The sequence below is a fragment of the Denitratisoma sp. DHT3 genome (assembly GCF_007833355.1).
Lineage (GTDB): Bacteria > Pseudomonadota > Gammaproteobacteria > Burkholderiales > Rhodocyclaceae > Denitratisoma.
Window position 1 is genome coordinate 3,029,742 of record NZ_CP020914.1, and the last position, 15,495, is coordinate 3,045,236.

The 15,495-nt window shown below is 64.1% G+C and carries 12 protein-coding genes and 2 rRNA genes; 13 read left to right on the plus strand and 1 reads right to left on the minus strand.

Features of this window, described 5'->3' with window-relative positions:
* The first annotated feature begins 81 nt into the window (after positions 1–81).
* The 13 genes from B9N43_RS14015 (at position 82) to B9N43_RS14075 (ending at position 14,776) form a co-directional block, all read left to right on the plus strand.
* A 23S ribosomal RNA gene (locus B9N43_RS14015) occupies positions 82–2,970 on the plus strand.
* A 133-nt stretch (positions 2,971–3,103) separates the two neighbouring features.
* Positions 3,104–3,216, plus strand: a 5S ribosomal RNA gene (gene rrf / locus B9N43_RS14020).
* Between the two features lie 174 nt (positions 3,217–3,390).
* Positions 3,391–3,975, plus strand: coding sequence for a DUF2802 domain-containing protein (locus B9N43_RS14025; protein WP_145842808.1), 585 nt, complete (start codon positions 3,391–3,393; stop codon positions 3,973–3,975).
* Positions 3,935–4,681 (plus strand): SPOR domain-containing protein, encoded by a 747-nt coding sequence (locus B9N43_RS14030; RefSeq protein WP_186453839.1) that lies wholly within the window; start codon positions 3,935–3,937, stop codon positions 4,679–4,681. Before B9N43_RS14025 ends, B9N43_RS14030 begins: the two co-directional genes overlap by 41 nt.
* A gap of 2 nt (positions 4,682–4,683) precedes the next feature.
* On the plus strand, positions 4,684–5,112 hold the full coding sequence (gene fliW / locus B9N43_RS14035; RefSeq protein WP_145842810.1) for a flagellar assembly protein FliW: 429 nt from the start codon (positions 4,684–4,686) through the stop codon (positions 5,110–5,112).
* Positions 5,113–5,126: 14 nt separating this feature from the next.
* Entirely contained in the window at positions 5,127–5,507 is a 381-nt protein-coding gene (locus tag B9N43_RS14040) for a RidA family protein (RefSeq protein ID WP_145842811.1), read from the plus strand.
* Positions 5,485–7,551, plus strand: a complete 2,067-nt coding sequence (recG, locus tag B9N43_RS14045) for an ATP-dependent DNA helicase RecG (protein ID WP_145842812.1) — start codon at positions 5,485–5,487, stop codon at positions 7,549–7,551. The genes B9N43_RS14040 and recG overlap by 23 nt, the downstream gene beginning before the upstream one ends.
* Entirely contained in the window at positions 7,548–8,114 is a 567-nt protein-coding gene (locus B9N43_RS14050) for a chorismate--pyruvate lyase family protein (RefSeq protein WP_145842814.1), read from the plus strand. Before recG ends, B9N43_RS14050 begins: the two co-directional genes overlap by 4 nt.
* Entirely contained in the window at positions 8,111–9,001 is an 891-nt protein-coding gene (gene ubiA / locus B9N43_RS14055) for a 4-hydroxybenzoate octaprenyltransferase (protein WP_145842815.1), read from the plus strand. The genes B9N43_RS14050 and ubiA overlap by 4 nt, the downstream gene beginning before the upstream one ends.
* Positions 9,002–9,029: 28 nt before the next feature.
* Positions 9,030–9,890, plus strand: coding sequence for an endonuclease/exonuclease/phosphatase family protein (locus tag B9N43_RS14060; protein ID WP_261379337.1), 861 nt, complete (start codon positions 9,030–9,032; stop codon positions 9,888–9,890).
* Positions 9,891–10,113: 223 nt separating this feature from the next.
* Entirely contained in the window at positions 10,114–11,220 is a 1,107-nt protein-coding gene (locus tag B9N43_RS14065; RefSeq protein WP_145842816.1) for a phosphotransferase family protein, read from the plus strand.
* The gene (locus B9N43_RS14070; RefSeq protein ID WP_145842817.1) at positions 11,214–12,353 is read left to right on the plus strand and encodes a hypothetical protein; all 1,140 of its coding nucleotides are present in this window, start codon (positions 11,214–11,216) and stop codon (positions 12,351–12,353) included. The genes B9N43_RS14065 and B9N43_RS14070 overlap by 7 nt, the downstream gene beginning before the upstream one ends.
* 236 nt (positions 12,354–12,589) lie before the next feature.
* Positions 12,590–14,776 (plus strand): molybdopterin-dependent oxidoreductase, encoded by a 2,187-nt coding sequence (locus B9N43_RS14075; protein WP_145842818.1) that lies wholly within the window; start codon positions 12,590–12,592, stop codon positions 14,774–14,776.
* 35 nt (positions 14,777–14,811) lie between these two features.
* Here the strand turns inward: B9N43_RS14075 and B9N43_RS14080 are convergent, their stop codons facing one another.
* A complete protein-coding gene (locus tag B9N43_RS14080; RefSeq protein ID WP_145842819.1) occupies positions 14,812–15,453 on the minus strand; it encodes an RluA family pseudouridine synthase in 642 nt (213 codons plus the stop codon).
* Positions 15,454–15,495: the final 42 nt, after the last annotated feature.

A 15,495-nucleotide genomic window follows, 5' to 3' on the forward strand; every position in this document is an offset into this window, starting at 1 on the left:
AACCAGCCCGGGTGTGGAAAAAACAAGCGCGAGTTGCGCCATATGATGAGGGGTCCGGGGAACCGGAGCTCAGCGTTATAGGGTCAAGCGACTAAGTGCATGTGGTGGATGCCTTGGCGATCACAGGCGATGAAGGACGTTGTAGTCTGCGAAAAGCTTCGGGGAGCTGACAAACAAGCATTGATCCGGAGATGTCCGAATGGGGAAACCCACCGCGCAAGCGGTATCCCTGACTGAATACATAGGTCAGTGGAGGCGAACCGAGCGAACTGAAACATCTAAGTAGCTCGAGGAAAAGAAATCAACCGAGATTCCCCAAGTAGTGGCGAGCGAACGGGGAGTAGCCTGTACGATTTAGCAGTTGCGTTAGTAGAACAGTCTGGAAAGGCTGGCCAGAGCGGGTGATAGCCCCGTATATGAAAACCCGATTGTGGAACTGAGCGTACGAAAAGTAGGGCGGGACACGTGAAATCCTGTCTGAAGATGGGGGGACCATCCTCCAAGGCTAAATACTCGTGATCGACCGATAGTGAACTAGTACCGTGAGGGAAAGGCGAAAAGAACCCCGGGAGGGGAGTGAAATAGATCCTGAAACCGCATGCATACAAACAGTGGGAGCCTCGAAAGGGGTGACTGCGTACCTTTTGTATAATGGGTCAGCGACTTACGTTCAGTAGCGAGCTTAACCGAATAGGGGAGGCGTAGGGAAACCGAGTCTGAATAGGGCGATTGAGTTGCTGGGCGTAGACCCGAAACCAGATGATCTATCCATGGCCAGGATGAAGGTGCCGTAACAGGTACTGGAGGTCCGAACCCACTAGTGTTGAAAAACTAGGGGATGAGCTGTGGATAGGGGTGAAAGGCTAAACAAATCTGGAAATAGCTGGTTCTCCCCGAAAACTATTTAGGTAGTGCCTCGTGTGGACACTTCCGGGGGTAGAGCACTGTAATCGTTGGGGGGGTCATTGCGATCTACCCCGCGATAGCAAACTCCGAATACCGGAAAGTGATGCACGGGAGACAGACGGTGGGTGCTAACGTCCATCGTCAAGAGGGAAACAACCCAGACCGCCAGCTAAGGTCCCCAATGATTGGCTAAGTGGAAAACGAGGTGGGAAGGCATAGACAGTCAGGAGGTTGGCTTAGAAGCAGCCACCCTTTAAAGAAAGCGTAATAGCTCACTGATCGAGTCGTCCTGCGCGGAAGATGTAACGGGGCTCAAGCCAATAACCGAAGCTGCGGATGCGTACTTTGTACGCGTGGTAGGGGAGCGTTCTGTAGGCCTGCGAAGGTGTCTCGAGAGGGATGCTGGAGGTATCAGAAGTGCGAATGCTGACATGAGTAGCGATAAAGCGTGTGAAAAGCACGCTCGCCGAAAGCCCAAGGTTTCCTGCGCAACGTTCATCGGCGCAGGGTGAGTCGGCCCCTAAGGCGAGGCCGAAAGGCGTAGTCGATGGGAAACGGGTCAATATTCCCGTACCGATCACAGATGCGATGGGGGGACGGAGAAGGTTAGCTCAGCCGGGTGTTGGATGTCCTGGTTTAAGCGTGTAGGCGTGCTGCATAGGCAAATCCGTGCGGCTTAGCCAAGGCGTGATGACGAGGTCTCATTGAGACCGAAGTGAGTGATACCCTGCTTCCAGGAAAAGCCTCTAAGCTTCAGTCTGTGATTGACCGTACCGCAAACCGACACAGGTGGGCAGGATGAAAATTCTAAGGCGCTTGAGAGAACTCAGGAGAAGGAACTCGGCAAATTGATACCGTAACTTCGGGAGAAGGTATGCCCCGGTAGCGTGTAGTGGCTTGCCCACGAAGCGCGATGGGGCCGCAGAGAATCGGTGGCTGCAACTGTTTAATAAAAACACAGCACTCTGCCAAGTCGAAAGACGACGTATAGGGTGTGACGCCTGCCCGGTGCCGGAAGGTTAAGTGATGGGGTGCAAGCTCTTGATCGAAGCCCCGGTAAACGGCGGCCGTAACTATAACGGTCCTAAGGTAGCGAAATTCCTTGTCGGGTAAGTTCCGACCTGCACGAATGGCGTAATGATGGCCACACTGTCTCCTCCTGAGACTCAGCGAAGTTGAAGTGTTTGTGAAGATGCAATCTCCCCGCGGCTAGACGGAAAGACCCCATGAACCTTTACTGTAGCTTTGCATTGGACTTTGACGGGACTTGTGTAGGATAGGTGGGAGGCTGTGAGACGTGGTCGCCAGATCACGAGGAGCCACCCTTGAAATACCACCCTGGTGTCGTTGAGGTTCTAACCTTGAACCGTGAATCCGGTTCGGGGACCGTGCATGGTAGGCAGTTTGACTGGGGCGGTCTCCTCCTAAAGGGTAACGGAGGAGTACGAAGGTCTTCTAGGTACGGTCGGACATCGTACTGATAGTGCAATGGCAAAAGAAGGCTTGACTGCGAGTCCAACAAGACGAGCAGGTGCGAAAGCAGGTCATAGTGATCCGGTGGTTCTGTATGGAAGGGCCATCGCTCAACGGATAAAAGGTACTCTGGGGATAACAGGCTGATTCCGCCCAAGAGTTCATATCGACGGCGGAGTTTGGCACCTCGATGTCGGCTCATCACATCCTGGGGCTGTAGCCGGTCCCAAGGGTATGGCTGTTCGCCATTTAAAGTGGTACGTGAGCTGGGTTTAAAACGTCGTGAGACAGTTTGGTCCCTATCTGCCGTGGGCGCTGGAAGTTTGAGAGAGCCTGCTCCTAGTACGAGAGGACCGGAGTGGACGGATCTCTGGTGTACCGGTTGTGACGCCAGTCGCATCGCCGGGTAGCTAAATCCGGAAGAGATAACCGCTGAAAGCATCTAAGCGGGAAACTCGTCTCAAGATAAGACTTCCCGGGGCCTCGAGCCCCCTGAAGGGTCGTTGAAGACCACAACGTTGATAGGCTGGGTGTGGAAGCGCAGTAATGCGTTAAGCTAACCAGTACTAATTGCCCGTGCGGCTTGACCCTATAACCCTGAGCTCATCTCTCATCGGCTGCGCTCGCCCTTGTCACAAGCAATCACCAACCCCCACCCTTTACTTCTCCTCCTCTGTGCCCGTTAAGCAAACCACCCCCGCTTAACCCCGCACAGCCAGTTTCGTCTGGTGCCCATAGCGTCTTGGAACCACCCCTTCCCTTCCCGAACAGGACCGTGAAACAGGACCGCGCCAATGATAGTGGGCCTCCGCCCGCGAAAGTAGGTCAGCGCCAGACTCCTCACCCCCCAAAAACCCCAGCCTAAAAAATAGACTGGGGTTTTTGTTTTTCAGGCATCTGAATAATCCTCGGCTCAGCCCAGATAGACCCGATTTCCCGCTCTGCTTGGGTTTTTCGCTCTGGTTCGACGATCTATGATCGCATCGGATTGCTTTGTGCGCGATTGGGACGATGGATATTTCGGCAGTCAGCTTGCGTGACGGAGTCTTGCTCATAGCAAGTCTCTTCGCCGTTTACTTCGTCTTCCAGGTGCTGCGCTTGAAGAAAATGACTGCCGCGCGCAAGCGATCGGCTGCGCTTTCCCGGGATGAATCGGAGCAGGCGACCAGCGTCGCTTTCAACGAGCCATTCGGTGCTGCCGCCCGGTCCAAGGTTCGGGATGACGAAGCCTCCGCTGCGCCGGCCGAGTCGACGCAACGCCGCTTCGAAGAGCAGATGCAGCGCTTCGGAATGGAGTCCGAGTTTCAGCGAATGCAGCAGGAACTCATCGGGATGCGGCGCGAGTTGGCGACGCTGCGCGAGGACCTGGATCGCCTCAACGCGGCGCGGAGTGTGTCGCCGCTCTATAGCGAAGCCATGAGCCTGGCTGAGCGAGGTCACGATGCTGCCGGAATCGCCGGGCGCTGCGGCATTTCCATCGCAGAAGCGGAGCTGGTTGCGGCGCTCGCGCGAAATCGCGGTGAATTCCGGGACATTGAGGAAACAGAGGACATGTATGGTCGACAAGAACCAACCGATGACCAGCGCGCCGCCTGAAGACGACAACGAAGACGAAGCGCTACAGCGGCGTCTGGTCAGTCGCATTGCTGTCGCCGGCGTGGTGATCGTCGCCCTGCTGGGTGGGCTGGCGCTCATCGACGCACTCAACACGCCGTCGCCGCCGCCCGTTGCCAAGGCGCCGCCTGTTGTGCCGCCATCACCGCCACAGGAGGCAGCGAAGCCCGATGAGGCGGCCTCCGAGCCGCCCAAGGAAGAGGCTGCGGCCGAGACGGAGGAGCCGGCCAAGACGGCCGAGGCTCCTCAGGAAGGCAGTACTGCGCCAAGCTCGGCGGCCCATCCTGTCGCTCCCGCCATCAAACCGTTGACCAAGCCCGCTACGCCGCAGGCGGCGATGCTCAAGCCTGCGGCGCCGGTGGCGCCTCCCGTCATGGCGCCCACCTCGGAGCTCGGGCATGCGCGACAGGCACCGCTCTCGGCGGCCGGGCGCCATGCGCCGCCCTCCAGGCCGCTCAGTCAGGTACCGGAATCCCAACGGCGCTACGTGGTGCAGATGGGGGTATTCAACAATCTGGCCAATGCCGAGGAGTTGAGGGCTAAACTCGAACTCAATGGTATCCCGGCGCAGATCGAGGCGCGGGTCCAGGTCGGACCTTTCGGTTCCAAGGAAGAGGCCGACGAGGCGCGCAAGAAGCTAGTGGCCCTGGGACTCGAACCCGGTCTACTGATGGCGATAAGGAAATAGAAATGAAAATTGACAGCCCCCGTTTTGGCACGCTGGAAATCGCGCCTGAAAAGGTCATCGAGTTTCCCAACGGTCTACTCGGCTTCGAGGATGCGCGCCGGTTCTCGCTCTTCCATCCGGAAGGCGCACGGGTGTCTTACTACATCCTGCAAAGCATCGACGATCCGCTGCTGGCCTTCAATATCGCCGATCCCGCCCTGTTCGGTTTCGACTATGAAATCAGCCTTTCCGACGCCGAGGCCGCTTCGGTGGACCTGACCGATTCCGACGACGCCGTGGTGATGGTGATCCTCGCCAAGGGCGAGATGCAGCCCGACCTGCGGGCCAATTTCACCGCGCCCCTGGTGCTGAATCTCCGCTCCCGCAAGGCCTTGCAGCACGTGTTCTCGCGCCTTAACTACCAAGTCACCCTGAAGGCGTCCCAACCGTAATCCGGAATCTCACCATGAGCAAGAAAATCATCTCCACGCCGCATGCCCCTGCCGCCATCGGTACCTACAACCAGGCGGTGCAGGCCGGCAACACCATATATCTGTCCGGCCAGATCGGTCTCGACCCCGCCACCATGCAGATGGTGGACGGCATCGACGCGCAGATCGTGCGGGTGTTCGAGAACCTCAAGGCCGTGGCCGAGGCTGCCGGCGCTACCTTGAACGACGCGGTTAAATTCAACATCTATCTCACCGACCTCGCCAACTTCGCCAAGGTCAACGAAGTGATGGCACGCTATGTCGCCGAGCCTTATCCGGCCCGTGCCGCCGTGGGGGTCAAGGAACTGCCGCGCGGCGCACTGGTGGAGGCCGATGCCGTGCTCGTCGTTGGCTGACACGGCGTCCCGCACCCGGCGCGCCGCCGCGAGCGCGCCGAACACCTCGACCCTGGCGGCCAAGCTGGCCCGGCTGGGGCTGACGGCGGCGGAACTGCCCTTTCACCTGCCCCTGCGCTACGAAGACGAGACGCGCATCACCCCCGTCGCCGCGGCGATTTCCGGGCAGGCCGCGCAGTTCGAGGTGGAGGTGCGGGATTGCGAAATCGCCTTTCGCCCCCGCCGCCAGTTGATCTGCCACGTAGCGGATGCAACCGGCGAGTTGGCGCTCCGTTTTCTCAACTTCTATCCCAACCAGCAGAAGCTCCTCAGTCCCGGCGCCCGCCTGCGGGTGTTCGGCGAGCCGCGCGGCGGGTTTTTCGGCAACGAACTGATCCACCCGCGCTTTCGCCGGCTTGAAGGCGACGAGCCCCTGCCCGAGCGACTCACTCCCGTCTATCCCACCACCGCCGGCCTGGGCCAGGGCACGCTGCGGCGCCTGGTCCAGAAGGAAATGGCGCAGGCCGATCTTGCCGACACGCTGCCCGAGGCGTTGCGACAGCGCTTCGCGCTGGCCGAACTCGCGCCCAGCCTCGAGGCGCTGCATCAGCCGCCGCCCGTCGCCGGACTCGACGAACTGGATCGAGTCCTGGCGCCGGCCTGGCGCCGCATTCGCTTCGACGAACTGCTGGCCCAGCAGCTTTCCCTGCGTCAGGCCTATGCCGCCCGCCGTGCCCGCGGCGCGGCGCCCCTGCCAGCCAGCGGCCGGCTCACCGACGGCTTGCTGCGCCACCTGCCTTTTACCCTCACCGGGGCGCAGCGCCGCGCCTGGCAGGAGATCGCCGCCGATCTGGCGCAGCCTCATCCGATGCAGCGGCTGCTGCAAGGCGACGTCGGCAGCGGCAAGACCATCGTCGCCGCCCTGGCCATGCTGCAGGCCGCCGATAGCGGCTACCAGGCGGCGCTGATGGCGCCCACCGAGATCCTTGCCGAGCAGCATTACCGCAAACTGGCGGCCTGGCTGGAGCCGCTGGGGCTGCCGGTGGCCTGGCTCACCGGCAGCCTGCGCAAGTCCGAGAAGGCCGCAATGGCCGGGCGCATCGCCAGCGGCGAGACCCTTCTTGCGGTGGGGACCCACGCCCTGATCGAGGATGAAATCACCTTTGCCCGTCTTGGTCTGTCCATCGTCGACGAGCAGCATCGCTTCGGCGTGCGCCAACGCCTGGCGCTCAAGCAAAAGGCCGTCGCGCCGCATCAGCTGACCATGTCGGCCACCCCCATTCCGCGTACCCTGGCCATGAGCTATTACGCCGACCTGGACGTGTCGGTGCTGGATGAACTGCCTCCCGGCCGCACGCCCGTGCTGACCAAGCTGGTGGGCGAGGGGAGGCGTGCCGAAGTCGTGGCAAGGGTCCGCGCCGCTTGCGGCGAGGGACGACAGGTGTATTGGGTCTGTCCGTTGATCGAGGAATCCGAGACCCTCCAGCTCAAGACCGCGGAGGAAACCTATGACCACCTGCGCACGGAACTGCCCGAACTGCGGACGGGGCTGGTCCATGGCCGGCTGCGGCCGGAGGAAAAGGCCGCGGTGATGGATGCCTTCCTGCGCAATGAAATCCAGGTGCTGGTGGCCACAACGGTGATCGAGGTGGGCGTGGATGTGCCCAATGCCTCCCTGATGATCATCGAACACGCGGAGCGCTTCGGCCTGTCGCAACTGCATCAGCTGCGGGGCCGGGTGGGGCGCGGTTCGGCCGAATCCGTCTGCATTCTGCTGTATGCCCGGCCGCTTTCCGCAACCGCCCGCCAACGGCTTAAAATCATCTACGAAAACACCGACGGTTTCGAGATCGCCCGCCAGGACCTCGCGTTGCGGGGGCCCGGCGAGTTCATCGGCAGCCGTCAGAGCGGCATGCCCCTGCTGCGCTATGCACAACTGGACGACAGCGCCCTGGTGGAGGCGGCGCGCGCGGCGGCCGACGTCCTGCTGCGCGACCATCCCGCACAGGCCGTCCGGCACATCCGGCGTTGGTTGAAGGGCGCCGAGGAATACCTGAAAGCATGAGAAACCTGAACCGTAAAGCCGGCGCCCCGGATGCCGGCGGCTGGCAGGCCCGCCTGGACCCCGCGATGGGCGGCTATCGTCCCTGGCTGGCTGAAACCGGCTCCCTCACCGCGCGCATCCAGCGGGCCTGCCCACGGGAGGCGCCGTTCGCCGTGCGCCTGCTGAATCAGGGCCACGGCCGGCCCTGCGCCGACGAATATCCGGTGCTGCCGCTGCGTGCCGCCCGTCTCGTCCAGGTGCGGGAAGTGCTGCTGCAGAGCGGCAGCCGGCCAGTGGTGTTTGCCCACACCGTGGCCCTGGAGCGCGGCCGCCGCCTGCTGGAGCGCGCTGGTGGCCGCTCCCTGGGGGGACTGCTGTTCTCCGATCCGCTGGTGCTGGCCGGTCCCCACCACTATCGATGCCTGAATGCCCGCGACCGGCTCTATCGGCATGCCCTGCCCTGGTGCGGGGACACGGCGCCACGCCGGCTGTGGGCCCGGCGCGCCCTGTTTCAACGCGGTCGCGGGCTGCTGCTGGTCACCGAGGTGTTCCTGCCCGCCATTCTCGACTTGAATCAGCCATGAATCTCGCAGCCCTGCGCGAACGTCTCGACCTCTATGAAAAGTTGATGCGGCTCGACAAGCCCATCGGCACCCTGCTGCTGCTCTGGCCCACGCTGTGGGCGCTGTGGATCGCCAGCGAGGGCCAGCCGCCCCTGCAACTGGTCTGGATCTTCGTCCTCGGCACGCTGCTGATGCGCTCCGCCGGCTGCGTGATCAACGACTATGCCGACCGGGACTTCGATCCTCACGTCGAGCGCACCCGGGAACGTCCGCTGGCGTCGCGTCGCGTCGGTACCGGCGAAGCGCTGCTGCTCGCGGCCGGGCTCGCCCTCTGCGCCTTCCTGCTGATCCTGCCGCTCAAGCCCCTGGTCTGGGCGCTGTCGATCCCGGCGCTGTTCCTGGCCGTCAGCTATCCCTTCACCAAGCGTTTCTTCGCCATTCCCCAGGCGTATCTGGGCATCGCCTTCGGCTTCGGCATCCCGATGGGGTTCGCCGCCCTGCAGGATGCCGTGCCGCCGCTGGCCTGGGCGCTGCTGGCGGCCAACATCCTGTGGACCATCGCCTACGATACCGAGTACGCAATGGTGGATCGGGAAGACGACCTCAAGATCGGCATCCGTACTTCGGCGATCACCTTCGGCCGCTTCGACGTGGCGGCGGTGATGCTCTGCTACGCCCTGTCCCTGGCCATCCTGGCCGCCATCGGCGTCAGCCTGGGCTACGGTTTCTTCTACCATGCCGGACTGCTGCTGGCGGGTCTGATCGCCCTCTACCACTACCGCCTGATCCGGCATCGGGAGCGGATGGCCTGCTTCCGGGCCTTCCTGCACAACAACTGGTTCGGCGCCGCCGTGTTCGCCGGTCTGACCGCCGAGCTCAACCTGAGGCCGCTGTTACAGATGCACTGAGCGGCGGCCTTCCGCTCTGGAGGGAGCCATGGAGACGTTGCGCATCCTGAGCTGGAACATCCAGTGGGGCCGGGGCCGCGACGGCGTCGTGAGCCTGGAACGGATCGCCGCCACGGTCCGCAGCCATCAGCCGGATCTGCTGTGCCTGCAGGAGGTGGCGCGCAACCATCCCGATCTGCCGGGTGGCGCGGCGGGCGACCAGGTGGCCGGGCTGGCGGCGCTGCTTCCCGGTTTCGAGCCCATCTACGGCGTCGGCAGCGACCTGGGCGATGGTCGGGGCGGGCGTCGCCAGTTCGGCAATTTGATCCTTTCCCGTCATCCGGTCCGGCAGGCCTTCCGTCATCTGCTGCCCTGGCCTCCCGACCCGGCGGTGCCCAGCATGCAGCGGGTGGCGGTGGAGGCGGTGGTGGATGCCTCCTTCGGCAGCCTGCGGGTCACGACGACCCATCTGGAGTTTTATTCGGCGCGGCAGCGAGCGGCCCAGGTCGAAGCCCTGCGCGACCTGCATGTCCAGGCCCACGCGCATGACCGTCGTCCCCGCAGCCAATCGGAACTCGATCCGCCTTTCGCCGTGCTGCCGCGGGGTGAATACGCGGTGCTCTGTGGCGATTTCAACTGCCCGGCCGGCGCGGCGGAACTGCGACGCCTCAGCGCTCCCCTGGATGGCGCTGCACCGGCTCTGGTGGATGCCTGGACCCTGGTCCATCCAGGGCAACCCCATGCCCCGACGGCGGGCCTGATGCCGGTGCCCTGGCTGGTCGGGCCCGACTGCTACGATTTCTGCTTCGTCAGCGCCAACCTGGCGCCCTGGCTGCGCAACCTGACGGTGGATGCGGCCGCCGACGGCTCCGACCATCAGCCGCTGATCCTCGAGCTGGCCACGCCCTGAACCGGCCGTCCGGGCCACCTTGCCTTCCGGTGGCGTTGCCTCGTTTCCAGGCGGCCCCATGCCTGAAATTCAATGGAGAACCCGGAATGGGTGGGGTTGCCGCCGTGCCTTTACACGTGTACGCTTACACCACTAAACCCACCAGGGTTCCAATGCCCGTGTGCTTCATGTTGTCGGGGCCTTTCGATCCGGTGCCGTTTTTTCATTCATCAAGGGAGTATTCATGCCGACGCTATATCAGCGGGATCTCGACCAGGCCAAAACGGCCCTCAAGCCCTGGCTGGCCGGGAAAATGCCCGAGGCCACGGATCTGGAAATCGCCGCGCTCACGGCGCCCCAGGCCTCCGGCTTCTCCAACGAGACCCTGTTTGCCGACGTGCGCTATCGACTGCGGGGTGAGGAGAAGCTGGACCGGCTGGTGATCCGGGTCGCCCCCATCGGCTACGTGGTGTATCCCGACTACGACATGTCCAAGCAGTTCCTCTGCATGAAGCATCTGCGGGGCACGGCGGTGCCGGTGCCGGAAGTGCTCTGGCTGGAAACGGAGGACACCTCGCTCCTGGGCAACGCCTTTTTCGTCATGCGGCGGGTGGATGGCCGCGTGCCGGGCGACAACCCGTCCTACAGCGTATCCGGCTGGATGACGGAAATCTCGCCCGACGAAGTGCGGGCGGTGTGGATGAGCGCCATCGACTGCCTGGCGAACGTGGCGCGGATCGATTACCGCCAGCAGGGCCTGGGTTTCCTGCGCGACCCGGCGCAGGGGCAGACGGCCCTGCAACAGAATCTCGAGTATTACCGCAACTTCCAGACATGGGCCAGCCGCGGCGTCGATCAGCCGGTGCTGGAGACCGCCTACGCCTGGCTCCTGGCCAATCAGCCGCAGGACGAGGTCGAGGGCCTGGTCTGGGGCGATGCCCGCATCGGCAACATCATCTACGACGGCGTCGTTCCCGCCGCCTGCGTGGACTGGGAGTCGGCCACCATCGGCAGTCCCGAGATGGATCTGGGCTGGACGCTGTTCCTCGAACGCTACCATACCGAAGGCTCCGGCCATCCCCGCCTGCCGGGCATGCCGAGCCGTGCGGAAACGATCGCGCGCTTCGAGGACAAGAGCGGCCATCGGGTCCGCAACCTCGACTACTATGAAATTTTCGCCGGCTACCGCTTCAGCTGCTCGATGGTGCGCATCGCCCAGCAACTGGTGTACTACGGCTTCATGGACGAAGCGGCGGGACTGAGCTTCGAACAGAACAACCCCGTCGTCCTGCTGCTCGCCGGCCTGCTCGACAACCTTTCCATTCCTTCCACACGGAGCGCCACATGCTGACCAAGCTCGATGAAACCCTGCGTCACCAGACCAGCAGCACCTTCGATCACGTCTACACCTCGGATCACCGCTTTTTCGATCGCTACTGGTTCGGCGCCTACGACCCCGAAGGCAAGGCCCATCTGGTCCTCGGCCTGGCGACGTACGTGAACATGGACGTGATGGACGGCTTCGTCGCCATCCAGAAGCCGGACGGCAACGGCAAGATCCTGCAACACAATTTCCGCGTCAGCCGCGCCCTGCGCCCGAATCACGACGACAGCAGCGTCGGTCCCCTGAGCGTGGAGATTCTCGAACCCTTCAAGAAAATCCGTCTCCGCTTCGACGATCCGAAACAGGAACTGAAAGTCGATCTGGAATGGGAGGCCCTGCTGCCTCCGGCGGAGGAAGGCCATCACTTCAACCGCGCCAACGGCCGGGCCTTCCAGGACTATCACCGCTACAACCAGGTGGGCAAGGTGAACGGCGAACTCGTCCTGCACGGCGAGACCCTGGCGGTGCGCGACTGGTCCGGCGGGCGCGACCATTCCTGGGGCGTGCGCTCCCAGGTGGGCGGCTACGAGCCGGCCACCAATGCCCTGGGCGACAAGGTCATGGCCGCCTTCGGCTACATCTTCACCTGGCTCACCTTCACGGCCGGAGACGTCGGCGGCTACATCCAGTGCCAGCTGCTGGGGAACGGCATGGTCATCTACACCGACGGCGTCATCGGCAATCCGGCGACGGGCGCGACCGCGAAAGTCGTCAAGGTCGACTTCCAGGCGAAGTTCCACGAGGACACCCGCATCGTCAGCCACCTGGTGACGACGGCGACCCTGGACAACGGCAAGACCCTGGTTCTCGAGATGGAGCCGATCACCGGCTACTGGTCGATGGACGGCACCGGCTACGACTGGGGCTGGGACGACGGCAAGGGCCTGGGCTTCAACCGCGGCGACTACTGCGAGGAGCGCGACGTGTTCGACATCACCCATCCGGAAGAGGTCGCCCGCGCCGACGGCCGGCGCTACAAGCCGGGGCACCGCGAAGCGCCGATGAGCATCCGCGCCACCATCGACGGCGCGACCCACCCCGGCACCGGACACCAGGTCTTCGTTGTGTCTGGACAGTCGACTTACTTCGGCATCAAATAGATCCGCACGGAACTTTCATGATGCAGAAACGATACCCCGCATCATGAAAGGGCTCGCCCCCCTTCGTCCCCCTCCGGGGGGTTCGATACGGCTCGCTGCGCTCGAAGTTACGGGGCGCGCTGTAACGGTGCCGAGGGGTTGCGGCGGGCGCCGCGTACCGCTTTTCCTCTCGTGGGAAATGGCGGCCCGGCGGAAAAGCTATTTTTTACCCTGAATCAGGGGCGAGGGAGAACGGAATGGCCGTGGAAAAAACCACTTTCTGCCGCATCTGCGAGAACCAGTGCGGATTGCGCGTCCAGGTGGAGAACGACCGAATCATCCGGGTACTGCCCGATGACGAGCACGTCGCCAGCCACGGCTACGCCTGCATCAAGGGCCTGAAGCTGGAGAACATGCGGGCCAGTCCCGATCGCATCACCACGCCCCTGAAGAAGCAGAACGGAACCTTCGTACCCATCAGCTGGGACCAGGCGTTGACGGAAATCGGCGCCAAGGTGCGGGCCCTGCGCCAGCGCCACGGCAACAACAGCGTCGGCGTCTACTACGGCAACCCGGTCAGCTTCACCTTCCTGATCCCCACCTTCGTCAACGGCTTCGCCAAGGGGCTGGGCACGGCCAAGGTGTTCAATTCCGGCAGCCTGGACTGCAACAACAAGTTCGTCGTCAGCCAGCAGATGTACGGTGCGCCGCTGGCGCTGACCTTTCCGGACGTCCCGCGCCTCCAGTTCCTGGTCATCATCGGCGCCAATCCGGCGGTGTCGAAGACCAGCTTCATCAATCTGCCGGCGCCGATGGAACAGCTGCGGGCCATCGAGGCGCGCGGCGGACGGGTGATCAACGTCAATCCGCGGCGCACGGAAACGGCCCACAAGATCGGCGAGCATCAGTTCATCCGTCCCGACACCGATGCGTTCTTCCTGTTCGCCTTTCTCAACGAGGTGATCCGGCAGGGCGGCGTCGACCGGGAGCGGGTCGCCGCCCACATGAAGGGCCTGGATCAGTTGACCGCCCTGGCGGCGCCCTGGACGGCCGAGCGCCAGGCCGAGGTGACGGGCATCGACGCCGAGGCCCTGCGCCGCATGGTGGCCGACTACCTGGCCGCCGACGGCGCGGCCCTGTATGCCTCGACCGGCATCAACCAGGGCAGCAACGGGACCCTGGCGTTCTGGGCGCTGGAGGCCATCAACGCCATCAGCGGCAATCTGGATCGTCTCGGCGGCACCCTGGTCGGCCGCGGCATCGTCGATTTCACCAAGAACTCGGCGAACGTTGACGTGGAATTCCGCTCCCGCGTCGGCAACGTGTCGAGTTTCCTCGGCGCGCTGCCGGTGGGCCTGATGGCCGACGAGATCCTGCAGCCGGGCGACGACGCGATCAAGGCGATGTTCGTGTTCGGCAGCAACCCGATGATCACGGCCACCCGCTGCGAGCGGATGGGGCAGGCGCTGGAGTCCCTGGAACTGCTGGTCAGCGTGGACATGGTGCGCAGCGCCACCGCCGAAAAGGCCCATTACATCCTGCCGGGCACCCATTTCAGCGAGCGGCCGGACATCCCCTTCCTGTTCTTCAGCATGGGCGGGATGATGCCGGTCCCCTGGTTCCAATACACCGATGCCCTGGTCCGCCCCCCCGGCGAGTGCCGCGACGAATGCTGGACCCTGGCCCGGCTGGGGCAGGTCTGCCGGGCGCCGCTGTTCGGTTCACGGATCTTCCAGGGCCTGCTCAACCTGGGCGGGCACCTGAAGCGCTGGCCCGTGCTCGGCCCGCGCCTGACCCCGATGCCGGAGCGCATGCTGGGCCTGCTGCTGCGCGTGGCCCGGCTGGGCGGGCTGACGAAAATGCGCCGCTACCCTCACGGCATGCGCCTGGCGGACCACCCGGGCAACGACTTCCTCGGCAAGCGCGTGGCTACCGCCGACGGCAAGCTCGATCTGGCGCCGTCCGTGCTGCTGGAGCAGGCGCGGCAGCGGCTGGAGCCCGCCTTCGCCAAGGCGCTGCAACAGCGCGACCGCCTGAGCCTGATCACCAAGCGCGAGCGCTATACCCACAACAGCTGGGCCCACAACGACCCGATCTTCGTCAAGGGCAGCGGCGGCAGCAACCATCTGCACATGCATCCCGCCGACGCCCGGCAGCGCGGCCTGAGCGAAGGGCAGCAGGTGCGGGTCAGTTCCGCCGCCGGCGCGGTGACGGTGGCGGTGACGCTGGACGAGGACATGATGCCGGGCGCCGTCGCCCTGCCGCACGGCTGGGGGCACCAGCAGGCCCCGGGGTTGAGCACCGCGAGCCGGACCGGCGGCGCCAACGCCAACGTGCTGGCGGCCGACGGCCCGGACGCCCTGGAGCCGCTCTCCGGCATGGCCCAGTTCAACGGCATCCTGGTGGAGGTGACGGCGGCGGAAGATGCCGCGCGCGCCGCTTGAGCGGGTTGCGGACGAGGGGCGGACGCGGGAGACGCTCAGAAAGGCACCGGACTGTCGAAGCTGACCGGAACCTGGGTGGCCGGATGGATGAAGCTGAGATGGGCGGCATGGAGGTGCATCCGCGCCTGGCGGCCGGCGCGCTCCGGCGCGTAGAGCGGGTCGCCGAGGATGGGGTGGCCGAGGGACAGCAGATGCACGCGAAGTTGATGGGAGCGGCCGGTGACGGGATGCAGTTCGACCCGGCTGACCGCTTCCGCATCGGCGCCGTGGCGTTCGAGCACCCGGTAACGGGTCAGCGCGCGGCGGCCCCGCGCCAGGTCGACGATCTGGCGCGGGCGGTTGTCCCAATCACAGCGCAGCGGCAGGTCGATCTCGCCGCCGTCCTCGGCCAGGTGCCCATGCACCAGCGCCACATAGCGTTTGCCGACGGTGCGCTGCTCGAACGCCCGGCTCATCCGGCGCAGCATCTCGAGGCCGCGGGCCAGCAGCAGCAAGCCGGACGTATCCATGTCCAGCCGATGGACGATGCGGGCGTCGGCGCAATGCGCTTGTACGCGCGCCGCCAGGCAGTCCTGGCGCTCGGGGCCGCGGCCGGGCACGGACAGCAGGCCGGCCGGCTTGTCGGCGACGATCAGGGCGTCGTCCTGATAGAGGATGAGGGGCGGGGGTAGGGACACGGTGGCAAGGGTGCCTCTTGCCGCACATGACGGCGACCGGGG